The organism is Rhodococcus sp. FH8 (assembly GCF_019266085.1).
Lineage (GTDB): Bacteria > Actinomycetota > Actinomycetes > Mycobacteriales > Mycobacteriaceae > Rhodococcus_F > Rhodococcus_F qingshengii.
Map to the genome: position 1 here is coordinate 1,750,801 of NZ_LPNQ01000057.1, position 23,605 is coordinate 1,774,405.

General features: G+C 62.5%; 24 protein-coding genes. 9 read left to right on the forward strand and 15 right to left on the reverse strand.

What is annotated here, in order from left to right; all coding sequences use genetic code 11:
• Positions 1-3: 3 nt before the first annotated feature.
• From ATN38_RS11130 to ATN38_RS11145, 4 genes are all read right to left on the reverse strand, one after another.
• Positions 4-1,038, reverse strand: a complete 1,035-nt coding sequence (locus ATN38_RS11130) for a HEAT repeat domain-containing protein (protein WP_218747980.1) — start codon at positions 1,036-1,038, stop codon at positions 4-6.
• Between the two features lie 13 nt (positions 1,039-1,051).
• Positions 1,052-1,717, reverse strand: a complete 666-nt coding sequence (locus ATN38_RS11135) for a HEAT repeat domain-containing protein (protein WP_192712704.1) — start codon at positions 1,715-1,717, stop codon at positions 1,052-1,054.
• A gap of 82 nt (positions 1,718-1,799) precedes the next feature.
• Complete coding sequence (locus ATN38_RS11140) at positions 1,800-2,270, reverse strand: DUF2269 family protein (RefSeq protein WP_003943264.1); 471 nt, start codon at positions 2,268-2,270, stop codon at positions 1,800-1,802.
• A 34-nt stretch (positions 2,271-2,304) separates the two neighbouring features.
• Entirely contained in the window at positions 2,305-2,979 is a 675-nt protein-coding gene (locus ATN38_RS11145; RefSeq protein WP_136471039.1) for a DJ-1/PfpI family protein, read from the reverse strand.
• 205 nt (positions 2,980-3,184) lie between these two features.
• On the opposite strand from ATN38_RS11145, the gene ATN38_RS11150 reads away from it, so the two are divergent.
• The gene (locus ATN38_RS11150; RefSeq protein WP_136471041.1) at positions 3,185-4,129 is read left to right on the forward strand and encodes a GlxA family transcriptional regulator; all 945 of its coding nucleotides are present in this window, start codon (positions 3,185-3,187) and stop codon (positions 4,127-4,129) included.
• Between the two features lie 8 nt (positions 4,130-4,137).
• On the opposite strand, the gene ATN38_RS11155 is transcribed toward ATN38_RS11150, so the two are convergent.
• Together ATN38_RS11155 and ATN38_RS11160 are read right to left on the reverse strand one after the other, a co-directional pair.
• The gene (locus ATN38_RS11155; RefSeq protein ID WP_230691780.1) at positions 4,138-5,253 is read right to left on the reverse strand and encodes an ABC transporter substrate-binding protein; all 1,116 of its coding nucleotides are present in this window, start codon (positions 5,251-5,253) and stop codon (positions 4,138-4,140) included.
• 99 nt (positions 5,254-5,352) lie between these two features.
• Positions 5,353-6,024 carry a DNA alkylation repair protein gene (locus ATN38_RS11160; RefSeq protein WP_030537444.1) on the reverse strand — a complete coding sequence of 224 codons (672 nt, stop codon included), beginning with the start codon at positions 6,022-6,024 and terminating at the stop codon, positions 5,353-5,355.
• Between the two features lie 146 nt (positions 6,025-6,170).
• Between ATN38_RS11160 and ATN38_RS11165 the strand changes: the two genes are divergently transcribed.
• Positions 6,171-7,517 carry an APC family permease gene (locus ATN38_RS11165; RefSeq protein ID WP_042922927.1) on the forward strand — a complete coding sequence of 449 codons (1,347 nt, stop codon included), beginning with the start codon at positions 6,171-6,173 and terminating at the stop codon, positions 7,515-7,517.
• 25 nt (positions 7,518-7,542) lie between these two features.
• On the forward strand, positions 7,543-7,911 hold the full coding sequence (locus ATN38_RS11170; protein WP_042448254.1) for a hypothetical protein: 369 nt from the start codon (positions 7,543-7,545) through the stop codon (positions 7,909-7,911).
• Between the two features lie 50 nt (positions 7,912-7,961).
• Here ATN38_RS11170 and ATN38_RS11175 read toward each other — a convergent pair whose 3' ends face one another.
• Positions 7,962-8,666, reverse strand: coding sequence for an SDR family oxidoreductase (locus ATN38_RS11175; RefSeq protein WP_042448150.1), 705 nt, complete (start codon positions 8,664-8,666; stop codon positions 7,962-7,964).
• 108 nt (positions 8,667-8,774) lie between these two features.
• Positions 8,775-10,109 (reverse strand): aminotransferase class I/II-fold pyridoxal phosphate-dependent enzyme, encoded by a 1,335-nt coding sequence (locus ATN38_RS11180; protein WP_223257969.1) that lies wholly within the window; start codon positions 10,107-10,109, stop codon positions 8,775-8,777.
• A gap of 79 nt (positions 10,110-10,188) precedes the next feature.
• Here ATN38_RS11180 and ATN38_RS11185 point away from each other — a divergent pair, with 79 nt between their 5' ends.
• A complete protein-coding gene (locus ATN38_RS11185; protein ID WP_030537447.1) occupies positions 10,189-10,815 on the forward strand; it encodes an FMN-binding negative transcriptional regulator in 627 nt (208 codons plus the stop codon).
• Positions 10,816-10,854: 39 nt separating this feature from the next.
• On the opposite strand, the gene ATN38_RS11190 is transcribed toward ATN38_RS11185, so the two are convergent.
• On the reverse strand, positions 10,855-11,751 hold the full coding sequence (locus ATN38_RS11190) for an SDR family oxidoreductase (protein ID WP_007735622.1): 897 nt from the start codon (positions 11,749-11,751) through the stop codon (positions 10,855-10,857).
• 283 nt (positions 11,752-12,034) lie between these two features.
• On the opposite strand from ATN38_RS11190, the gene ATN38_RS11195 reads away from it, so the two are divergent.
• On the forward strand, positions 12,035-13,000 hold the full coding sequence (locus ATN38_RS11195; RefSeq protein ID WP_047272359.1) for a hypothetical protein: 966 nt from the start codon (positions 12,035-12,037) through the stop codon (positions 12,998-13,000).
• 93 nt (positions 13,001-13,093) lie between these two features.
• Here ATN38_RS11195 and ATN38_RS11200 read toward each other — a convergent pair whose 3' ends face one another.
• Positions 13,094-13,702 (reverse strand): TetR/AcrR family transcriptional regulator, encoded by a 609-nt coding sequence (locus ATN38_RS11200; protein WP_211097547.1) that lies wholly within the window; start codon positions 13,700-13,702, stop codon positions 13,094-13,096.
• 77 nt (positions 13,703-13,779) lie between these two features.
• Between ATN38_RS11200 and ATN38_RS11205 the strand changes: the two genes are divergently transcribed.
• Positions 13,780-14,463, forward strand: coding sequence for an SDR family oxidoreductase (locus ATN38_RS11205; protein WP_007735616.1), 684 nt, complete (start codon positions 13,780-13,782; stop codon positions 14,461-14,463).
• Positions 14,464-14,488: 25 nt separating this feature from the next.
• Here the strand turns inward: ATN38_RS11205 and ATN38_RS11210 are convergent, their stop codons facing one another.
• Positions 14,489-14,812: a DUF4259 domain-containing protein gene (locus ATN38_RS11210; protein WP_308256098.1), complete on the reverse strand. Its 324-nt coding sequence runs from the start codon at positions 14,810-14,812 to the stop codon at positions 14,489-14,491.
• 190 nt (positions 14,813-15,002) lie between these two features.
• Entirely contained in the window at positions 15,003-16,088 is a 1,086-nt protein-coding gene (locus tag ATN38_RS11215) for a sorbosone dehydrogenase family protein (protein WP_136471045.1), read from the reverse strand.
• 178 nt (positions 16,089-16,266) lie between these two features.
• Here ATN38_RS11215 and ATN38_RS11220 point away from each other — a divergent pair, with 178 nt between their 5' ends.
• A complete protein-coding gene (locus ATN38_RS11220) occupies positions 16,267-17,475 on the forward strand; it encodes an MFS transporter (RefSeq protein ID WP_256931615.1) in 1,209 nt (402 codons plus the stop codon).
• A 27-nt stretch (positions 17,476-17,502) separates the two neighbouring features.
• Here ATN38_RS11220 and ATN38_RS11225 read toward each other — a convergent pair whose 3' ends face one another.
• The gene (locus ATN38_RS11225; RefSeq protein ID WP_029256657.1) at positions 17,503-18,399 is read right to left on the reverse strand and encodes a helix-turn-helix transcriptional regulator; all 897 of its coding nucleotides are present in this window, start codon (positions 18,397-18,399) and stop codon (positions 17,503-17,505) included.
• A 134-nt stretch (positions 18,400-18,533) separates the two neighbouring features.
• On the opposite strand from ATN38_RS11225, the gene ATN38_RS11230 reads away from it, so the two are divergent.
• Positions 18,534-19,556: a zinc-dependent alcohol dehydrogenase family protein gene (locus ATN38_RS11230; RefSeq protein WP_030537173.1), complete on the forward strand. Its 1,023-nt coding sequence runs from the start codon at positions 18,534-18,536 to the stop codon at positions 19,554-19,556.
• 397 nt (positions 19,557-19,953) lie between these two features.
• Entirely contained in the window at positions 19,954-21,789 is a 1,836-nt protein-coding gene (locus tag ATN38_RS11235; protein ID WP_116057659.1) for an acyl-CoA dehydrogenase, read from the forward strand.
• Positions 21,790-21,844: 55 nt separating this feature from the next.
• Here ATN38_RS11235 and ATN38_RS11240 read toward each other — a convergent pair whose 3' ends face one another.
• Both ATN38_RS11240 and ATN38_RS11245 read right to left on the reverse strand, forming a co-directional pair.
• Entirely contained in the window at positions 21,845-22,549 is a 705-nt protein-coding gene (locus tag ATN38_RS11240) for a hypothetical protein (RefSeq protein WP_125052386.1), read from the reverse strand.
• Positions 22,546-23,574: a nitronate monooxygenase family protein gene (locus ATN38_RS11245; RefSeq protein WP_125052388.1), complete on the reverse strand. Its 1,029-nt coding sequence runs from the start codon at positions 23,572-23,574 to the stop codon at positions 22,546-22,548. The genes ATN38_RS11240 and ATN38_RS11245 overlap by 4 nt, the downstream gene beginning before the upstream one ends.
• Positions 23,575-23,605 lie beyond the last annotated feature (31 nt).

The following is a 23,605-nucleotide window of genomic DNA, read 5'->3' on the forward strand; positions in this document are numbered from 1 at the left end:
ATTTCAGTTCCCGATACGCGGTCGTTCGCGCCGGCGTGGTCCACGGTCCCGCATCTCGAGGATCGCGGCTGCCGTGGACGCGACCGTCTTGTCGTCGTCGCGTGTCAGCCGGGCGAGCGCTTCCCGGGCCGCCGCGCCGGGAATCTCAGCGAGTGCCTGCGTGATTCGCAACCTCGTCGGGGCGTCGTCAGTGCCGTCGAGCCCTGCCTGCACGGCATCGACGACCTCACCGCTTGTCGGTGAGTGCTCCGCGAGAAGACCGAGCACCTCTCCGGCCTCGACGTCGCGTCGCCCGTCGGCGACCATCTCGAGGAGAGCGGGCATCGAGACGGCCTCTCCGCGAGATCCGAGGGTGAGAGCGGCATCAGCGCGGACTATCGCGTCCGAATCATCGAGAGCTCGCTTCAGCGCCCGAGTTGCTTCCTCGGTGTGGATCCCGGAGATGGCCGACGTCGCGCGGCGTCGAACTTCGACGTCCTCCGATTCGAGCCCCTTTGTGAGACCTGCAAGGCCCGCACCTTCGGTCCTCGCCAACGCCCACTGCAACGCTCCGGCCACGTTGGCATCCTTCTCCGACAGGATGGCCTCGACGAGTGCGTCGACGGGCAATGCCGCATTCGCATCCTGCGACAGGATCGCTTGCTGACGGTGGGCAGCGAACTCGGATTCGAGTGCACGCAACAGCGAGACCATGCGCAGGACGTCATCCCACTCCGAAGGGGCGGATGCGTCGACCCTTTCGAGTTTGGTCAGCAATTCCTCCTCCGCCGCGATCCGTTGCCGAGTGTGTTGCATGAGTTCACCCACCAAATCGGCCGGCGCGAAGTCGGGTTCGTCCAGTGCACGCTTGGCCTCGTTCAACGAGAGCCCCAACGTCCTCAAGCTCTCGACGTGGAAGAGTCGACGGATGTCGTCGGCGGAGTACTCCCGGTAACCGCCGGACGTGCGGCCCGTCGGCTTCACCAGTCCCAAGGTGTCGTAGTGACGCAGCATCCGTGTGCTGACACCACAACGCCGCGAGACCTCGCCGATCAACATCCGTCTCCCCTTCCTACGCGTCCGGGCCGATTGCCGCGACGCGCTTCGCCAACTCGTGTGAGAGTGCGAACCCACCGTCGGGGTCGTGCCAGAGTTGCTTTGTAGCATCAGCATGCGCCCGGACACGCGGATTCGGGCTCATTCCGGCCGCGTCGAGCACCGGGAGTACAGCCTCGCCGAGCCCGGTCAGAGCACGGCTCAGACTGAGCTGCATCTGCAGTTCACCCCGCCCGAGTTCGGTCGCCAGATCCGCTGCGAATGCACCCTCGACTCCTGCCGGCACGAGTGCCACTGCGGCGCGCCACGCACTGCGCGCGACCTCGTCGTCCTGGTCGTGCACCAGCGCAGAGACCTCGGGCCACGCGATCGGATCGCCGATCTTGGACAAGGTGTGGAGCGCCTGACTGCGGGCTTGCGAACCATCGGACCCAAGCTCACGGATCAGCCTCGGCACCGTAATTTCGGCCGGCAAGCGGCACAATGCCCAGGTCAGCATGTCGCGGACGAAGAAGTCCGGCTCGACGGCGCACCGATCGATCAGGGCATCCGTCAGCTCAGGGTCCGGGCGCGTGCCGACAGCGAGCGCGGCGCGCAGCCGAACCGAGGGATCAGCCGCGGCCAATGCGTCGACGAGGTGAGCATTCTGCCCACCATGGTTGGTTGTGTTCACGACAACCACCTCCTTCGTCGACCATTGGAGTCCTTGTCACTGTGTCAAGGTCAAGCGTCGCTGTCTCCGACACGGGAAATATCGCCTCGGATCACACGCCGGTTGTCGATCCTGGCCGAAAGATCATCAGCACGACGACAACGACCCAGAGCAGATTGAAGATCCCCGTCGCTGTGCCCAGTCGACGGGTGAGCCGCGTTGCGACATCCACAACGGACCCGGTTCCTTCGATCGCCGCCATTGTCAGCCGTTGGGCGGGAAGCACGACCGCGGTGAGTATCACGGCGGCAACGACGGTGAGTGCGATCGAGGTGAGGATCCACAGGTCACCGAGCACTCCGAGATTGACGGCGGTGGCGACACCGAGCATCGGAACGACAACGCCGATCGTGGCATACACCCGAACGATGCGATGCAGCATGCCCGTCGTCGCAACACTGGCGCTGTCCGGATCGGCGAGCGCGGCGCGGCTCGCCACCGGGAACATACTCGCCGCCACAGCGACGGGGCCGATGGCAAGAATGGCCGCAATCACGTGGAGGGACAGCAGGATTCCGGTCATGGGATTTCTCGCGTTTCGGTACGCACAAGCGTATTCACGCAGCGTCCGGGGCGAAGGTGATTACAGGCTCGGCGCCCTTGGCCGACCACACCGTTCCACGACGCTCGTAGTCGAAGAGCGCTTCGACCTCGAGACTTATCCGGGGCCCGAGGCATCGTTCCAACAGGTACAGGCCAAGGTCGAGACCGGATGTCACACCGCCGGCGGTGATCAGGTCACCGTCGTCGACGATTCGCGCCTGGATCGGAATAACGCCGCCGGCCGCCAGTGCGTCCACGGCAAGATGGTGTGTCACGGCGCGGCGCCCTTCGAGAAGCCCCGCCATCGCCAGCGCCAAAGATCCTCCACAGACGGTCGCAACAAGAACACCAGGATCGTCGAGTGCACGCCGCATCATGACAGGCAGTTCGGTTTCCGTTGTGGCCGCGAGTCTTTCCGGCAAACTGGTGCCCGGCTGGTCCGCATCGGGTTCGAAGAGACCCGATGCTCCGGGAACGATGATCAGATCCGCGTGTTCGACATCGAGGTTTGCAGTGGCGGTCATAGCGAGTTCACCACTTCCACTCAGGACGGTCCGAGGCCCCTCCGCGCTGACGAGTTCGACACTCAACGCCCCACCGCTGGCGAGACCCCCGGCGTAGAGCACCTCGTACGGACCCACGACATCCATGGGATCGAATCCGTCGAACAACACGATCTGCGCGTGCACTGCAACCTCCGATTTTGTGCGACGCGCTCCTGTGCGCTTCGCTGTTCCTACGACAGTAGGAGGAAGTTGACCCCTGCGGCGACGGCTGAAAGCCAACCTTCGACGGCTTTCAGCCAACCTCACATATTCTGTGAAATACCAGTTGAGAGGATATTTCACGACACGAGATCACAGAATCTCGCGCCACATACGCTACGTTTCAGACATGCATGACGTTGCAGTTCTCGCGTTGCCCGGAGTGGTGCCGATGGACCTGGCAGCACCCCTCGAAGTCTTCGGACGATGCAGGCTTCCCTCAGGCGCACCGGCCTACCGGACCGCCGTGTGCGCGCTCACCGAGGAGGTGGAGACCGGAACGTTCACGATGCGCGTACCGCACGGACTGTCACGTCTCGCCCAGGCCAGCACGATCATCATCCCGGGCACCGCCGATCTCGATGTGCCGATCGACCCCGAGATCATCGAAGCCCTCAGAACTGCCGCGGATCGCGGCACGCGCATCGCCTCACTGTGCGTCGGCGCATTCACCCTCGCCGATACAGGCCTGCTCGACGGACTTCGCGCGACGACGCACTGGGCGGCTGCGTCGGAGTTGGCGCGTCGGCACCCGGCCATCGACGTCGATGCCGCCGTTCTCTACGTAGACAACGGGCACGTCCTGACTTCCGCCGGCGCCGCGGCCGCACTCGACCTGTGTCTGTACATGGTCCGTCAGGACTACGGGTCCGCGGTCGCCGCCGACACGGCGCGGCTGAGTGTGATGCCGCTCGAACGTGCCGGAGGGCAAGCACAATTCATCGTTCACGAGCCTCCCGTACCCAGCGGGACAACCCTTCGACCACTACTGAACTGGATGGAAGAGAACCTCGGGGAGCAACTCGACATCACGACAATCGCGGCCAAGGCAACGATGAGCACTCGCACGCTCAACCGCCGATTCCAGGAACAAATCGGTACGACGCCGTTGCAGTGGCTCCATCAGGCGCGGCTCCGCCAAGCGCAATTTCTGCTCGAGACTACCGACCACTCGATCGAACGTGTTGCGGGACAAGTCGGATTCAATGCCGTCACCACGTTCCGCGAACGCTTCCGAGACCTGGTCGGCACCAGCCCACAGCGGTACCGGACACAGTTTCGAACTTCCCGCTAGCGGGCCGGTCAGCCCTTGACGTTGCCGGCAGCGGTGTTCAGAACTGTGGCGACGTCGTCGAGGATGTACGGGATGGTCAGGACCGTCAGTCCGCCGAACGCGAAGTTCTTGTCGACGCTGAAGTCCTTGGTGGATGCCGTACGCCCATCGACGATCACCGGCTGAGCTGCCACCAGTGGCTCGGCGAGGAACGCGTTCAGAGAGTCCTTGTCGTAGGCCACCACGAACAGCACGTCAGACGCAATCAGCGGCGCCTGCTCGGTGCTCAGCTCGAAGTACACGGCCTCGGGATCCTTGGCGGGATCGGCCTGCTGGATCGTCGGCTCGTTCTTCAGACCCAGCTGCTCGAGGAACTCGACACGCACGTCGGCGTTCTTACTCACCGCGAAGGTGCTCGGACTGTTCGGGAGTCCGATGGTGACGGTCTTACCTTGCAACGCAGGGTTCTTCGCAGCCGTCGCGCTGATCGCGGCGTTGGTCTTGTCGATGAGCGTGCCGGCCTCGGCCTGTTTACCCAGCGCCTGACCAGCGATGGTCACCTGGTCCTGCCACGACGCGGTCCACGGCTCGTCCTGGAAGGAAACCACCGGCGCGATCTTCGACAGTGCGTCGAATTCCTGCTGAGTGAGCCCGGAGTACGGGGCGAAGATGAGATCTGGTTCAGCCTTGGCGAACTGCTCGACAGGTGCTTCGCCCGTTCCGTCACCCGACAACAAGATCGGCTGCTCGCCACCGAGCTTGTCGAGTGCCTCGGCGTCCCACTTCAGAATGCCCTGCGCGTCGGCCCCGTACTGAGGTCCGGAGAAAGTGGGCATCGCGACCGGGACGACACCGAGCGCCAGGAGGGCGTCCTGATTGGACCATCCCCAGGTTGCGACCCGCCTGGGCTCCTCCTTGATCTCGGCCGTGCCGAGGGCCGACGTGATCGTCACCGGGAACGCGGCGTCGACTGCGGATGAAGTCCGGGTGCTGTCTTTGTCGTCGGTGCTGTCTTTGTCGCCGTTGCTGCTGCAGGCCGCCATTCCGGCCGCCAGCCCGCACGCCGCCACGACGGCTACCATCCGGCGGACACGGCTGCCACCACTTCGTCGCTCTGACAGCCCTCGTCCCAAAATTCTCGCCACGCCAGGACCTCCCGGTCGATCGACCTGCTCAGACACCCCGAGCGGGTGACGGCGCCTAACGTAGCACGAAGGTAACCCTATCCTCAGTTGTCGTGCGCTCTACTTTGCCCTCTGTCGTCGCACCATCTCCGCGATCCAGATGGGCGCAAACGGCGAGGTGCAGTTCGGTGGAGTCGGGTAATCCTCGAGCACCCGCAGTCGCTCACCGATCTCGATTGCCCGGGCGCGGTACTCGGCATGTTCGATCCCGATCTGAGCCAGGCAGTGGTTCATCGCCCATTGCAGGCGGTCAGGAGCATCCTTCATCTCCGCCTCGATGACGTCGAGTAGCCCTGAAAGGTCAAGTCCCTCGGGCTTCTTCGCGACACGTTCGGTGGTCAGAGCCCACCCGGCGCTAGCGACCACAGGATCAGGGTCAGCGGTCCAGGCCACCCGCAACTCCTCGGCATGCGGGTTCTTCTTCACCACGTAATTGACGAGCCAGTCCTGCACCTTCGGAGTGCGGGCCTCTCGCAACATGACATCCAACTCGTCACGCTCGAACGCCTTCGGGCGGCAGATCAAAAGGGCCAACAATCGCGCCGCGGTATCGCCCGTCGCCCAAAGCTGTTGTGCGAGTTCCTGCTGAGTCTTCAATCGCTTCGCAACAGCGCGCAGTTTTGTGAGGTTCACACCGTGATCGTCACCGTGCTTCTCGTTCACCGCACGCGCCTTCGGATCTTCGAGAGCAGCCAACTCGTCCATCACCGCGGCAACCGTCGTTTCGGCCACTTCGTCCTCCAGTCACTACTTCTGCGATTCCCCTACAAGCAAAGCACGGGAAGGCGGGCGACCTACGTTTGAAACCTCGGCCAATGGGTACATGACTGCTCCTGAGGTGGCGGCACGCCACCATGAAGACAGGACGAACCTTGCATATGCGACGCGCCGCGGGTGCTGAGAACGTGGACGAAACCGCAGGCGGAGATGAAGACGGCGGTAAGAACATTCTCACTCGGGCTATAACCGGCCCACTCCTTTTCGTGTTCATCCTCGGAGACGTTCTGGGTGCCGGCATCTACGCGTTGGTGGGCGTCATCGCCGGTGAAGTTGGTGGAGCCGTCTGGGTACCACTGCTCGTAGCGCTCGTCATGGCATTGCTGACAGCAACGTCGTATGCCGAACTGGTCACCAAATATCCGCGAGCGGGCGGCGCAGCAGTATTCGCCCAACGGGCGTATCGGAAACCACTGATCTCGTTCCTTGTCGGCTTCTCGATGCTGGCGGCCGGCGTAACCAGTGCGGCGGGACTCGCCCTCGCATTCTCGGGCGACTATCTCAAAGCCTTCATCGACGTCCCAACCGTTCCAGCGGCGCTCGTCTTCCTGCTCCTGGTGGGACTTCTCAATGCCAGAGGCATCAAGGAGTCGATGCGCGCCAACGTCGTCATGACAGTCGTGGAGGTCACCGGGCTCGTCCTCGTTGTCGTCCTCGCTTGCATAGTTCTCGGGCGCGGCGACGGAACCCTGAGCCGCGTCGTGGAGTTCGACGACAGCCGATCGCCTGCACTCGCGGTGCTGGCTGCGGCACTCCTCGCGTACTACTCTTTTGTCGGCTTCGAAACGTCCGCGAACGTCGCCGAAGAAGTGAAGAACGTGAGCAAGGTCTACCCACGCGCACTGTTCGGAGCATTACTGACAGCCGGCGCCGCCTATGTCCTTGTCGGCCTGGCTGTCTCGGTGGTCCTGCCCGCCGACGAACTTGCCGCATCCTCCGGGCCACTGCTGGAAGTTGTGTCAGCTGCCGACGTCGGCGTTCCGCCTCGCCTGTTCAGCCTGATCGCGTTGGTCGCCGTCGCCAACGGCGCACTGCTGACAATGATCATGGCGAGCAGGCTGACATACGGGATGGCATCGGAAGGCTTGCTCCCGAGCGTCTTCGCTCGGGTACTGCCGCAGCGACGGACCCCCTGGGTGGCGATTATCGCGACCACAGCAGTTGCCATGGCTCTCTGCGTCACCGGATCGCTGTCAGCCCTGGCGGAGACGGTGGTACTCCTGCTGCTTTTCGTATTCATCAGCACCAACATCGCCGTCCTGGTTCTGCGCCGTGACGCAGTGCAACACAAACACTTCCGAACGCCGATCATCTTCCCGATCCTCGCTCTCGGTACGTGCGTTGCGTTGCTCACCCAGCAGAGCGCTGCGACGTGGTTACGCGCATCATTACTCTTGGCCGTCGGAGTAGTGCTGTACGCCCTCTCCCACCGCCGATCCACGAAGTGAGGTGCGATGTACAGGAGCCGGTGTGATGACCGACAGTTCTGACGCGTCAGATGTAATTCAGCGTCGAGAGCGAAAGATCAACAGGCGAACCCTGACGTACGGCGTGTCAGTCGTTCTGGCTACCGCGGTTTTGGTTATCGCGATCGTGTGGTTGGGCTCCCGGCGGGGCGAATGCTTCGGTACCGACACCTTGCTGTGCTCACAGAAGGATCGCCGACTGGCGGTCTTCGTCCCGAGCCTGATGTTGCTGCTCGGGACCGTGGGCGCGTTCTTGCGAGCCTCCCTGCGATTGCACCGCCTGCGGCGCCTCTACATCCGGCCGTACATGGCGTGGACCTTGGCGGGCCTCACCCTGACGTATCTGACCGGAGCTTACTTCTTGATCGGGGTTTAGATTCTCTGAATACGTCTGTTCAGCAACCAGATTGAGTCGACAGCCGCAAATCAGAATCGCGGATCGTCGATCGCAGTGAGGACTACTTCCCGCACTGACGTCGAAGACGACAAACTCGAGATCGAGCGCACCGTATCCACAACGTCATGTACCGGGACCAGAGATCCCTCTCCCCTGGCGGCAGCGACGTCTCGGGGCACGTCGAGTCCGTCTTCTGTATTGAGATATCCGAGATGAAGGACAGTCACTGCGAGTCTGTCCTTCCGGTAGCCCTCTCTCAACGCGTCGGCAATGCCGTTGATCGCGAACTTCGATGCACCGAACGCAACCTCCGGCCTACCGCTTCGCGGGAGTCCCGAGGTGGACCCGGTCAAGATGATCCGAGGTCGAGGACGGCCGATCATTCTCGGGATCAGGCGCTTGAGCAGGAGAATTGTGGCCGTGATGTTGGCGTTGATCATTTCGAGCATTTCGACATCGGATTGATCTGTGAACGCATAATCGGAAGTGAAGGCATCCCCTTCCCAAATTCCGACGTTGCAGATCAGGGTATCTACACCACCGACAAGCTCCTGATCGATCGAATTCGCTGCCGTAACAGGATCGGTCAGGTCGGCTTCGATCCACTCGGAGACGTCGAACCCGTCAGGACGCCGACGCGATATGCCGAGAACTTCGTCGCCATCGCTCCTCAGACCCTCGATCAAAGCACGACCGAGACCTCGGCTCGCACCGACAACAACCGCCCTCGCCACAATTACACCCTTCGTCGTCGCTCGAACCGATCCTATCGATCCAGCCGTCGCCGGTAGTTTCGTCGAGAAGCGAGAGACTCAGATTCGCACCGTAGTGCAGCTGGACAACTACGGGCTCGCCAATATTTCAGCCAGGGCACTGGCGAACTCGCGTGCTTGGTCAGAGGTGATGGTGGAGGCGGTCACACGAAGTGCCCGGTGGCACTGACCCGGCGTCGCCGAGAACTGACTTCCGTCCCGCACGAGCCAGCCAGACTCGGCGAGTCGCTCGACAATCGGTTCGGAATCCCGATCCAGCGGAACCCAGACATTGAGTCCGTCGAAAGTGTCAGGAACCTCGATATCATGTTCTGACAGTGCAGATTTCAGAAGGGTTCGACGGCGCTCGTAGACAGCGCGAGCATTGGCGAGGCCGTCGATCACCGTCGGATCACTCAGCAGTTCAGCACTCAAGCGCTGCTGCAGGTGACTGACCCAGTTGGCGCCCGACCGGAGATGAGTGCTCAGCCGAATGCCGGTGTCGAGGTCCGAGGCGACCACTGCCACGCGCAGGTCGGGCCCGAGAAATTTCGACACGGAACGAACAAGCGCCCACCGCGTCGTGCTCATCGGAGCGAGCCGACAGTACCGATTGCTGGACACGGCAGAGAAGTGATCGTCCTCGATTACCAGAACGTGAGGGAACTCGGCCAGGATGCTTCCGAGAATCGCCGCTCGGTCGGCGCTCATGCTGACCCCGGTGGGGTTGTGCGCACGAGGGGTGCAAATAATCGCGCGCACACCACTTTCGAGAGCACGCAGCAGCCCTTGCGGGGTAATACCCGAAGTGTCGATGTCCATCGGTACCGCTCGGAAGCTGTTGGCTTTGAGCGTTCCGATGCTCGCCAGGAAGCACGGATCCTCGATCGCGACGGCGTCACCTCGGGTCAAATGAGCGGTCAACAGTCGCTCGACCGCGTCAACGGCACCGTTGGTGATGGTGATCGAGCACGGCCTTGGAACCTCGTCCTCGATCGAGGAACGTGCCCAGGAATCGAGTAGAGGCTCGGTGGCTGCGGCGCCGTACAACCGGGGCGTGTAAGTGGTCCGGTCCAACGAGGCTCTGAGATCAGGCAGCAATGCCGGATCAGGATTTCCGCTGGCGAGATCCACGCTGCCAGGAAGAGCGATACCGCCTTCTCCTTCCAGGAACGGTATGGCTCGCACGAAGCTGCCGCGCCGGCCCTGTGTCTCCACAACTCCCGCCGCCACGAGCAAGCGATAGGCTCCGGCAACTGTGTTCCGGTGAACCTCGAGATCGTCGGCCAAGGCCCGTATGGGCGGCAACGCATCCCCTGGAGCCAGTACCCCAGCACTGATGAGATTGCGGATGCCCTCGGAAATCTCGCCCGCTGTCCCGCGGACGACATAGAGCCTCACCTGGTCCGCCACAGTGCTGGTCACAGGCTCACTCTATTAGCACATGACAAAACCTCCACGCTGTGACACATTGTCACATGACAAAAAATCTGTGAGGAGACACATGATTCTGCCCGGACAATTCCGCCTCTCCGACGACGCGGTCGCCGACTCTCTCCACGCCGGTGGATTCGGACACCTGGTCACACCGGGCCCCGAGACCCTCGAAGTCACGTCGATGCCACTGCTGTACAACGCCGAAGGAAACGTGTTGGAGGGGCATCTCGCCCGGACGAATCCGCATTGGCGATACACCGGGACATCGGAGTCTCTGGTGATCCTCCCCGGCGCCGACGCCTACGTGAGCCCCGAGTTCTACCCGAGCAAGAGCGTCCACGGGAAGGTCGTCCCGACGTGGAACTACGAAGTTCTCTACGTCTACGGCCAACTGGTTGCGCACGACGACGAGCAGTGGCTGCGTGCGCACGTCACCGCACTGACAGCTCGACATGAATCCGGCCGTGAGAACGAATGGAAGGTCACCGACGCGCCGCCGCAGTTCGTCGATGCGCAGCTGCGAGGGATTGTGGGGATCGAACTGCACGTGGCCCGTGTCTACGGAAAAGCGAAGTTGAATCAAAACCGTTCCCCCGCTGATCGCTCCGGCGTCATCCGGGGTCTGGAGAAGGGCTCATTCTCCGAACGAGAGACCGCCGCAGCGATGGTCGCCGCGGGCCTCGACAACGGTTGACCGTTACGCCGTCGTCGTACGCCTTGTCTAGTCGCACATTCAGGTGAGCGGTTTTCCACCCGTCACGCCGATGACTTCCCCAGTGGTGTAACTGGATTCGCCAGAGGCGAGAAATACATAGGCGGGAGCAAGCTCGGCCGGCTGACCTGCCCGCCCGAGCGGAACGTCGTCCCCGAACGTCTCGAACTTCTCCTTGGGCATCGTAGCCGGAATCAGTGGCGTCCAAATCGGTCCAGGTGCAACGGCATTGACCCTGATTCCCTTTCGTGCGACATCGGCGGCCAGTCCCTTGGTGAAGTCGATGATGCCCGCCTTTGTCGTGGCGTAATCGAGCAGCTCGGGCGACGGGGACGCACCTTGGATGGACGAGGTATTCACGATCGTCGATCCGGGCTCCATCTGCGCGATCGCTGCTTTGGAGAGCCAAAATAGTGCGTAGAGGTTGGTTTTCATCACACGGTCGAATTGTTCGGTGGTGATATCGGCGATGCCGCCCATCTGCACCATCTGAAACGCGGCGTTGTTCACCAAGATGTCGAGTCCGCCGAGTTCACGCACCGCGGTTTCGACCAAAGCAGAACAGTGTTCCTCGCTTCGGAGATCTCCCGGCACCGAGACGGCTTTGCGACCTGCCTCCTCGACCCAGCGAGCGGTTTCCCGAGCGTCCTGTTCTTCCTCGTCGAGATAACTCAGGACAACGTCCGCGCCTTCTCTGGCAAATGCAATCGCGACCGCACGTCCGATGCCCGAATCCGCTCCGGTGACAATCGCACGCCTTCCTTCGAGTCGACCGCTTCCTCGATAGGTGTTTTCACCGTGGTCGGGAGGAGAAATCATGTCTGCGGTGAGACCGGGATGTGCGATCTCCGCCTGCCGCTCACGCACAGGAGCGGGGAACCGCGTGGTCGGGTCCTGCATTGCGTACTGGTCCGGCATATCGATACTCCTCAGGTGACGCAGTTTCTCGTGGGCTTCTGGATGGATGCACTGCACATGCCTCCTTCCCACCGAATAGAAATCGAAACCTCGGGGTGGCCGGGATCTCACTCGTCCTGGCGCCGACGATCTCGGTGCGTCGACCCCACTTGTTCGTTGTGGTTACTACGCGGTAGGTCGGGGTAGCCCGCGTAGCGGCGGTGGCTCCGCGACCCGCGGAGCACTCGTCGAGCAGAAGCTGAACATCACGTAAAGCCCGCACCGACGAAGGGACGACCCCGATATGAGCAACTCCGAAACCACGTCCGCCTTGATCACCCAGTTACGCATCCTCCTCGGTCTGACGCACACCGAGATCCAGGTCGCCGAAACGCGCGTCGCACAGGCCAGAACCGAGGCTGTTCGACGCGAATTGACGGAAAACGCAGAGAACGGCCGTGAAAGGGCGAGTTCCATAGAGTCCACTGTTCGCGATCTGGGGGGCGTGCCGGAATTGGTCGGTCCGTTCCTCGGACGCGCGACAGCCGGAGTGAAAGCGATGGTCGAACAGGCTCAGCCCTTCGACGAAGCGGTATTGGGAGACCTTGCGCTCGAACATCAACTCCTCGACCGTTCCCGCTACCTCAAGGCCCTGGCCACTGCCGGCGGCGATCAGACCGTCGCGGCGTTGGCCGACCGCCTCATCGCTGCACACTCCGCGACCGTGGACTGGCTCACGACTGTCTTGGCCGAAGAGGCACTCGGTGGACCGGCAGCTTTGCGCCGCACACCGATGCAAGCTGCCACCGGCGCGGCGATACGGCTGGTCAACGTTCCGGTCTCCTGGTCCACCCGCAGTCTCGACCGTGCCATCGACGCTGTTCGCACCTCACCGCCGGTACTGGGTGAGCTGATCAGCTGGGGCGCATATGCCGGTGACGTGACTGTGAAAACACTCTCGGCCAGTAGGGATGCGGCCATCGCCACGGCTGAGAAGGTCACTCGCCGAGAAGGTGCTGACGGTGCCGCCGACGTCTTCCGTTCGGTACGGAAGTCGAGTGGGCTACTCGACCCCACTGAACTTCCCATCGAAGACTTCGACGAACTCAACGTCACCCAAGCCGTCTCCGCTGTGAAGGAACTGACCGACGCCGCACAGGTGCGGGACATCGTTGCGTACGAGGAAGCGCACAAGAACCGACACGGCGTCGTATCCGCTGCCCAGGCAAGACTCGCAGCGATCGCCCAGGAAGTCGTCGGAATCAACTAGAGCGTTCAATCGACATATCGAGAGTCCGACTCTCGGAACCGCGAGCACTGGACCTCGTGAAAGCGGGATTCGCGGCCAGGGCACCCGAGACCGTCAAGAAGATGACAGCGGCTCTCGAAGCCCTCTGATCAGTTCGACGCGCGCGGAATCGAGAATTTCCTCGGAGAGCGGGGAACCCTTGGTAGCTCGCGAAAGAACCAGTGCACCGAGCATGGTGGAGAGCCGGAGGAGACCGACAGCTTCGTCGTCGGCAAGAGCTGCGGCAAAATCCCCCACTCCCTCCGTGTAAACCCGACGGGCCTCGCTGTCTGCAGGCTCGCGCGCCATGTCGGCGGCGAGCGCAGCAGCGGGGCATCCGTCTGCCGGGTTGTCGCGATGCGCCACCGAGAGATAGGTATCGATCAAAGCTTTTCGGGCGGAGTCACGTTGCCCTGCATGCTCTTCGAGTTCCGCAGAATGCAGCTGAGCCAGTTCCTTGAAGGCGTGGGTGGTCGCTTCGTCGATGAGAGCGTCCTTGGACGCGAACTGCTTGTAGAAGCCACCGTGGGTCAGCCCCGACGCCTTCATCAGGTCGGCGACGCTGAGGTGAGTGCCCTTCTCTCGGAACAGTCGGGCTGCGGTTTCCACGACGCGCCGACGGTTCTCTTCCGCTTGTTGCTGCGATACGCGGCCCATCACAACGCCTTCCAGTTTGGATTTCACTTGACATCTATCCTAGCCGACACTTAGATTTGATTCATAATCTAAACGTCACGAGCAATCACAACACTGGGAGAATCATGGACCTGAACAAGACGGTTGCGGTCGTCACAGGAGCCAATCGCGGGCTCGGACGCCATCTGGCTGCGGGACTCGTCGAGCGCGGCGCAAAGGTGTACGCGGCTGCGCGCAATCCGGAAACTGTCGATCTACCCGGCGTCATCCCCCTGAGGTTGGACGTGACGGACGCCGAATCGATAACCGCCGCCGCGCAAATCGCATCGGATGTGACCTTGCTGGTCAACAACGCAGGTATCTCTACCTCGGCGCCCTTGATCGGGGGCGACATCGATGACATTCGACGAGAGATGGACGTCAACTTCTACGGCCCGCTCGCCGTGACCCGGGCGTTTGCTCCTGTCATCGAAAACAACGACGGCGGAACAATACTCAATGTTCTGTCGGTGCTGTCCTGGTTCCATCCAGCCGCGCTCGGGTCTTACGCGTCGTCGAAAGCAGCGGCCTGGGCGATGACCGACGCCGTTCGAGAAGAACTTGCGCCGCGCAAAATCTCCGTATCGGCACTGCATGTCGCATACATGGATACCGACATGGCCGCTGGCGTACCCGCCGAACAGAAGATCGATCCTGCCGATGTCGCCGCGCAAGCACTGGACGGTATCGAAAGCGGGCTCGCCGAGATCCTCGCTGACGACACCACCCGGTACGTCAAGGGGAGTCTGTCCTCGTCGAACTCCGAGTAAGCAAGGGACTGCAGACTAGTGACGCTTACCCCACCGTTTTGAGGCTGGCCAATCTGCTCAGGATCGGTGCCCGCCAAGCTGCGAGGTCTTCCGGACCGTTCTCTTCCCACAACTCGTACAACTCCGAAGTGTCGCTGTCGGAAACTGCACGCTCGAGTGCGGCGAGGACCCAACTCTTCTGCTCCGGGCTCAAGGTGCTGACGTACCCGGCGGCGTCAATTCCATCCAGCTGCACAGGCTTCGGCGCAACGCCGTGCGCAACCGCAAGAATCTCGGCGACGGCGATTGCTGTTTGAGCATCATCGGCATCGAGATAACCGCCATCGGGGTGGCTAGCGTAATCGTCGATGTCGTAGTCACCCGCCTATACTGCGCTGAGCAGGTCGCCCGCTACGTCGTTGTCGAAAGGTCCTGAACCCCAAGTCCCCATGCTGTCTCTCCGATCCGTACCCGGCGCATCTGTCGTAAAGATATTAGTGAATCACAGGCTTCGGCCAGGACCCTCGGGCTGGAAGTACTGCGTTCGCCGGAAATCGACATCAGCGCAACGGCACGCGAAGGATGCGGTCATCACCGGGGTTGGGGTCGCCACGACCGTCGGTGTTGTTCGTCAGTATCCACAGCGACCCGTCCGGTGCGACTACAACGTCACGGAGGCGCCCGTATACGTCGACGAACTGCTCATCGGCGGTCGCGGGGTCAGCCAACGGCACAATGCGGAGTCGCTCACCACGAAGGTTGGCAATGTAGATCGAGCCGTCGTGGATGGCGATTCCGCTGGGGCTGGCATCATCCGGTGACCATTGTTGGAGCGGGTCGATGAATCCGTCTTCACCCGTAATCCCTTCGACCTCGGGCCACCCGTAGTTGCCACCGGCTTCGATCCGGTTGAGTTCGTCCCAGGTGTCCTGCCCGAACTCGCTGGCGTACATCGTGCCGTCCTCGGTCCAGGCAATGCCCTGGGAGTTGCGGTGGCCGTAGCTGTAGACAAACGAGTTCGGAAACGGATTATCTTGCGGCACATCACCATCCGGAGTCATGCGCAGAATTTTCCCGGACATCGAGTCGAGGTCCTGAGCTCTGTCTCGACTACCGGCATCACCGACGGTCACGTACAGCATCCCGTCCGGGCCGAACGCGATGCGACCACCGTTGTGGTAGTTGGCCGAAGCGAGCCCGTCGAGAATCGTCTCGGCCGGCCCGAGCGCGAATTCCCCCGGAGCACCGATGATGTCGAAGCGTTCGATCCGGTTCTCCCCGTTCGCGGTGAAGTACGCGTACAGGCGGTTTTCACGTACTGCGATCCCTAGTAAACCGCCCTCACCTCTTGGGCTGACGCCGTCGACCACTCCCACCTCGCGGCTGTTTCCGCCGGCGTCGAGTTCGAGGATTCGCGCGCTGTCGCGCTCACTGACTAGTGGTGTATCGCCGTGGAATGCGATCGACCAGGGCGCGTCCAAGCCGTCGGCGACGGTCTCGGGTTCACCGAAGGCCGCGGCGGGCGCCGATCGTGTTGTCGTGCTTGCCTGTGGACCGGGCCCCTCAGCGTCCTCGGTACTGCAAGCAGTCATCAAGGCCGAGACAAGCACGGCGGCGCCGAGCCCCCGGATCTGTCGTCGTGTCATGGGCGCGCCTCCCGGGTTCAGGCAGTCTTTGCGCCGACGGTAGCGCGCAATCGGTCACACCGGGAGTCCCTTCGAGTACCCCCAACGACCGGGACTCCCTCGCAGGCGACGGGCGTGATGCCCTGGACGGGTGCGCCACGACATGCGCGTCGTCAACAGAAAGAGAACTGACCACCTCATGATTTCCGCCCCGACCGTCGAAGAAACCGGCCGCCTGCCGCTCGTGATCTACGTGCTGGCCGTCGGAGTTTTCTTGATGGGTACAACCGAATTCGTCGTCGCCGGCATTCTTCCCGAGATCGCGGGTGACCTCGGTACGTCGATCGCGAACGTCGGCCTGATGATCACCGTCTTCGCGATCGGAATGATTGTCGGCACGCCGGCGATGGCGATCTTGACACTCAGGTTTCCTCGACGCGTGACCTTGAGCTCGGCGCTGGTTGTTTTCGCGATCGGACACGTCATCGTCGCGCTCTCGTCCAACTTCGGACTCATTCTCGGCGCCCGCTTCCTCACAGCCGTGGCGACGGGCGCATTCTGGGCAGTCGCCGCAGTGGTCGGAGCAAAAGCGGCCGGCCCGGCGTCTTCCTCGCGCGCGCTCGGCATCGTCTTGGGTGGAGGCATGCTCGCGAACGTCATCGGTGTTCCGCTCGGCGCTCTGGCCGGTCAGAGCATCGGGTGGCGTGGTCCTTTCTGGGCCCTCGCCGCCCTCGCACTCGTCGCCGCGGCCGTCGTCCACCGATTGGTACCCGCCGACACCGACTCCGGTGCGGTGCCGTCCTGGCGAGCGGAGATCGCGAGCCTACGGGACGGACGCATCTGGCTCGTTCTGTCCGGTTGCGCCGTCGTGTGCGGGTCGTCGCTGGCGGCGTACAGCTTCATCTCTCCGCTGTTGACCGAGAACACGGGACTTGCTGCGTCGGCAGTGCCGCTAGTGCTTGTCGGCTACGGACTCGGTGCGTTCGTCGGCTCCAATCTCGGCGGTCGACTCGGTGCGAAGCATCAGTACGGGGTCTTGTTCGTCTCGGCAGCGATGACGTTTCTCGTACTCGGGGCGCTCTGCCTCTTCTCGCAGAACGTGATCGTGACGGTGATTCTCGTAGTCATGCTGGGACTGTTCGGCATGTCGACCAATCCCATCCTGATCGGGATGGCTGTGCGTTATGCCGATCAGGCGCCGACGATGGCTTCTGCTCTCAGCACCTCGTCGTTCAATCTGGGCACGGCGGTCGGCTCCTGGATCGCCGGGTTTGCGTTCGCCTCGAGTCTCGGTGCCACTGGGCCGGTGTTGGTAGGCACCGGCGTTGCCGCTCTCTACTTTCTGCCGCTGATGATCCTGTTGCGCAAGGAACGCACGAAGCGCACCACCGTCGAAGTCGTCAACTGACGACCCGATCAACCGTCGCGCAGTTCGTCAGCCGTCCGTCAGCGACCGCTCCGACACGTGAGGAGCAGAGTCCGCATTCTCACTGGCTGCCAACGAGGCGAGTAGCTGCATCCGTTCCGCGGACGGCGATCCCGGCTCTGCGGTGTAGATCGTGAGCGTCAACCCCGGCTCGGCGGCCATCTCCAAACCTTCGAAGGCAAGCGTCAGCTCCCCCACGGCGGAGTGGTGAAAAGTCTTGAATCCGGTGCCGTGATGGCGGACGTCGTGCGCGCCCCACCGACGCCGGAATTCCTCACTCCGAGTGCTGAGTTCACCGATCAGATCGTGCAATTCCTTGTTGTGAGGATCTCGCCCAGCCTCGGTTCGCAGAATCGAGACGGTCACCTCGGCAAACGCGTTCCAGTCCGGATAAAACTCGAAAGCCCTTTCGTCGAGGAACGTGAAGCGCGCGATATTCGGGGGCTGCCCCGGCATGTCGTACAGGTCCTTGTAAAACGCACGCGCGAGTGGGTTGACAGCAAGAAGATCCATGCGACCGTTCCGCACGAAAGCGGGTCCCGCGGTGACTGCATCAAGCGCCCACTGCAGGCTCTGATGGGGCTTCCAGCCCTTCGCATTTCGCCGACGCGGGGGCCTGGCTACCGGGCTTGCCGCGTGCGCGAGATCAAAAAGGTGGGCGCGCTCGGCGTCGTCGAGTCGTAAGGCCTTCGCGATACTGTCGAGTACACCCGGCGATGCGCCGCTGATCGCTCCGCGCTCGAGCCTGGTGTAGTACTCGACGCTCACGCCGGCGAGGGTTGCCACTTCACTTCGACGTAGACCGTCCACGCGGCGGTTCGATCCGGCCGGAAGTCCAACTTGTTCGGGCGTGACTCGGGCGCGCCGCGAGGTCAGGAATTCGCGTACTTGCGCTCGATCGTCCATGCCATCGAGCCTAAGTCAGTGACCGGTAGCGAGGGAGTCCCTCGCAGTACCACTATCGCGTGGGACTCCCGCACGCCGCCGAATCATGATCAGGTTGAAGTGACACGAGAAAACCGATGGTGAGGAGTCACGTCATGCGCGCTGTCGTCATGCATGCCCCCGGCGACGTCCGGGTCGAAGAGATCGAAGCGCCGGTGATCGTCGAACCGACCGACGCGATCATTCGCGTTACAGCCACCTGCGTCTGCGGTTCCGACCTCTGGCCGTACCGCGGCATCGAAGAGCTGAATGGCCCGACGCCGATGGGACACGAATACGTGGGCGTCGTCGAACAGGTCGGCCCCGACGTCAACGACATCGAAGTTGGGGACTTCGTCGTGGGCTCGTTCGTCGCGTCGGACAACACCTGCGAAATCTGCGAGGCCGGCTTTCAGTCTCGCTGTATCCACCAGGTCATGATGGGCTCGGTCGGCACCCAATCCGAATACGCTCGCATCCCGCTCGCGGACGGCACCCTCGTCCCTGTCCACGGAGAGCCGACCGAGCGGCAGGCCCGCAGCCTCCTTGCAGCCTCCGACGTACTCGGCACCGGTTGGTTCGCCGCCGTAGCTGCGGAAGCCGGACCTGGCAAAACGGTCGCCGTCGTCGGCGATGGCGCAGTCGGGCTTTTGGCGATCCTCGCTGCCAGACAACTCGGCGCCGAGCGGATCATTGCCATGTCACGTCACGCCGACCGGCAGGCACTCGCCACACAATTCGGCGCCACCGACATCGTCGAAGAGCGGGGCGACGCGGGCATCGCGAAGATCAAGGAACTCACCGGCGGCTACGGCGCCCACTCGACCGTCGAAGCCGTAGGTACCCAAGAATCGATGATGCAGGCTATCGGAGCTACCCGCCCCGGCGGACATGTCGGCTACGTCGGGGTATCCCACGGCGTCGAACTCGACGGCATGAACCTGTTCTTCGCGACGGTGAGCCTGCTCGGCGGTCCCGCGCCGGTCAGGCGATTCCTACCCGAACTGATCGAGCTCATCATGACCGACCAGATCGACCCAGGCATCGTCTTCGACCTCACTCTCCCGTTGGAGGACGCCGCCGCAGGCTACCGGGCGATGGACGAGCGGCGCGCCACCAAAGTGCTACTCACCCTCTGACCGATACCAAAGGCTCACGAGACAGAACTGGGCTCTACACGCCGGTCGAGGAACGTCTCGGCTACCAACGAGAGGCGCTCTTGGTCTACCGATCAGCATGTTCACTGATCACACCGAATGCGTATGACGCCGAAGGTGAGGACGGGCACTTCGATTGGTGCGCAGCTGCTTTGACCCAAGCGGATGCTTCGCGACTGATATGCGCCCCCACCAGCGGAAACCGATTGTACGAGTGAATGTTTCAATGAGAGCGACTCGGCGCTACTTTGTAGCAACGGCACTCGTCTCTACCTACGGTTGCGTACTGAATTCCTTGTGGGGCAGGCTTTCTTGTGTACTGCTGACGAGCCGTATCTGCTGACGAATCGTATTGCTGACGAACCAAGGTCGGAGAACAATGGGTCACTACAAAAGCAACGTGCGTGATATCGAGTTCAATCTGTTCGAGGTACTCGGGATCGGCGAACTGCTGGATGCCGGCGCTTACGGGGACCTCGACACCGACACCGTGCGCAACATTCTTGCGGAAGTATCGAGGCTGGCAGAAGGACCGGTCGCCGCGTCCTTCGCCGACGCGGATCGAAACCCTGTCGAATTCGACGCACCCAATCACGCAGTTGTGGTCCCGGAACCTCTACGCAAGACGGTCGAGGCGGTGAACGAAGCCGGTTGGTCGCGACTCGGCCTACCAGAAGGCATGGGTGGTGTACCTGCTCCGGCGCCGTTGGTCTGGGCGATCGGCGAAATGTTGGTCGCGGCAAACGGATCCGCAAGCTTTTTCAACATGGGTCCACTGATGGCGAGCGTGCTCTACACCATCGGAAACGAACAGCAAAAACACTGGGCCAAAGAAGGATTCGAGCGCGGATGGGCCGGAACGATGGTGCTCACCGAACCAGACGCCGGATCCGATGTAGGCGCAGGCCGAACAAAGGCAATCGCGCAGGAGGACGGCACGTGGCACATCGAGGGCGTCAAGCGGTTCATCTCCGGCGGCGACGTCGGAGACACGGCCGAGAACCTCTTCCACTTGGTGCTTGCCCGGCCCGAGGGAGCCGGTCCAGGAACCAAAGGTTTGAGCCTGTTCTACGTTCCGAAGTCCCATTTCAACTCGGACACACTTGAACTGGGAGAGCGCAACGGTGTGTACGTCACCGGCGTCGAGCACAAGATGGGCCTCAAGTCTTCCCCGACTTGCGAGCTCACCTTCGGAGCGACGGACGTTCCTGCCGTCGGCTGGCTCGTGGGTGATGTCCACAACGGTATCGCCCAGATGTTCCAGGTCATCGAGAATGCTCGAATGATGGTGGGCACCAAGGCTACCGGAACACTGTCCACCGGCTATCTCAACGCCCTCGAGTACGCAAAAGAACGAATTCAAGGCGCAGACCTCACCGAGCTGACAAACAAGACCGCGCCCCGCGTGGCCATTACGCACCACCCCGACGTCCGACGCAGCCTGGCGATGCAGAAGGCCTACGCCGAAGGCCTCCGAGCGGTCTACCTCTACACCGCTGCACACCAGAATGCCGATGTCGCCGAGTTGGTTTCGGGTGCGGATGCCGAATTGGCGGCGCGGGTCAACGATCTGCTGCTGCCGATCGTCAAGGGCGTCGGCTCCGAGAAGGCCTACGAACTGCTCACCGAGAGCCTGCAGACCCTGGGCGGCTCCGGTTATCTTCAGGACTACCCCATCGAGCAGTACATCCGCGATGCCAAGATCGACACCCTGTACGAGGGCACCACGGCGATCCAGGCGCAGGACTTCTTCTTTCGAAAGATCGCACGCGACCGCGGCGTTGCACTCGCTCACGTAGCCGGTCGCATACGAGAGTTCATCGACAGTGAGGCCGGGAACGGTCGACTCAAGGCCGAGCGAGTCCTACTCGAGACCGCCTTGACCGACGTGCAGGAGATGGCCGGGACGCTCACCGGGTATCTGATGGCTTCCCAGGACCAACCCTCCGAGTTGTACAAGATAGGCCTCGGCTCGGTGCGCTTTCTGTACGCGGTAGGCGACCTGCTCATCGGATGGCGCCTGTTGGTGCAAGCGGAAGTCGCGTTGGCAGCCTTGGACCGTGACGCGTCGGCAAAGGACCGGTCGTTCTATCGGGGCAAGGTGGTGATCGCGTCGTACTTCGCCAAGAACATCCTGCCCGTCCTGGCGTCGACCAAAGAAATCCTGGGTTCCCTCGACAACGAGATCATGGAACTCGAGGAAGACGCATTCTGACAACGTGCCACGCGCGGTATGGGTGGTGCGCAACTCGGAATGCTTGCTGCGTGATTCAAACGCGGTCGTGAACCGGCGACGGAATCTTGTTGGAACGATAAGAGTCTGCGCTCCGGTTCGGCCGCCAGAGACGCCAGTGCTTCGCGGACAGCCGGAACGGGAGATGGTCTTGTAGGTGACGAGCACCGGACGACAACCGTTCGTCTGCTGGCAGGTTGAGCCACAGGGACAGTGAGGATGCCGCGTTGCCAAGGGTTGCGCGTATGCCTGAGTCACCCAGAGTCCGGCCGTATCCATCCACGGCAAAACGGCCGAACGCGTCGGGGGTGATGTCGGGGTACGGCGCGCGCGTGTTGGGGTCGATCAGGCGTACGGGCGTGCTGCAGGTCAGTGCCGCCAAAGAACGTCCGTGGGTTGTGACCGCATCGGAACCAACGAGGGCATCGAGCGCTTCGTTGACAGAACCAGGTGGGACGTTCCATTCGGTATGGGTTTGCGCTTTGTAGCGGGGCCCACCGAAGATCCCGGTGGCAAGCTCTGTCAATTGCGCGGTCGGCGCGGGTGGCCCGCCCTGGCGGATCTCTAATGTCCACGACGGCAACGACACTGGTTCGGTGCAGGCTTCCAGAAATGTCTGCAGGCGTTGAAATGCCACGTCGGGGCGCTTGACTCGAAGCGAGTGTGCACCACCGGCGGACCTGGGCAGCCCGTCGTATGTCACTACCTCGGGCAATGTGATGTTCGGTGTCCGCGCCGTCACAGGTTAGCCAATCGCGAAAGCACTACCCCGGCTGGTTCCTCCGTCGCGTGGCGATAGCCAGTACCGGCCCACAGGTGCATTCGCTCGGGATCTGCCTGCGCAACAGCGGCTTTGCGCATCGGGTTGGTCAGGTGATGGATGGCCGGATACCCGATGGGCGCTTGTGCGTCGTAGCGATCGATGAACTCGTTCCGAAGCGCCCGTGCAGGACGTCCCGTGAAAGCTCTTGTGACGACCGTGTTCCCGCGGGACGTGTCGGCCAGAGCTGCCTTGTGCGGAGCCGAGGCACCACTCTCCTCGGTGCGCAGCAGCACAGTACCGACGACTGCCGCGTCCACTCCGGCACGTAAGGCTGCAGCGACGTCGGCGGAGGTCGCCAGTCCACCTGCCGCCAATAGCGGAACAGAGGTGCGATGACGGATCTGTGCGATAAGTTCGGTGATCGGTGTTTCTGCCGGAACCTGCAGGGGAGTGAGCGTTCCGGAGTGGCCGCCGGCAGCCGACGATTGCACCACAAGCAGATCGGCACCGGCGTCGACGGCAAGGAGCGCCTCTGCCTCCGAAGTCACAGTGAGGACGACAAGTGAACCGGCAGCGCGCAGCGCCTTGATGACGCCGGGTGCGGGAAAGCCGAAGGTGAAGCTGACCACCGGAACCGGGCTGGCCAGGAGCAGATCGATCTTGTCCTCGAAGTAGTCGTCGTCTTCGACCGGCTCACCGTCAGCCAGTGTGATGCCGTAGCGATCCGCCTCGACCTGGATCGCCCTGGCATAGGCACGGTAGGCATCGACATCGACAGGCACCGGGTTGGGCGCAAAGACGTTGACACCGAAGGACACTCCCTCGGCGCGCACGGCGTCGATCTGGTCGGACAGAGCCTGAGGCGTCTTGTACCCGGCGGCGAGGAAGCCGAGACCGCCTGCGCGAGAGGCAGCAGCAACAAGTGCCGGTGTGGAAGCGCCGCCGGCCATGGGGGCTGCGATGACAGGGACCTTCAGGTCGAGATCGGTTGTGAGTGCGCTCATTCGAACATCTCCAGTCCTACGTCGGGTAGTG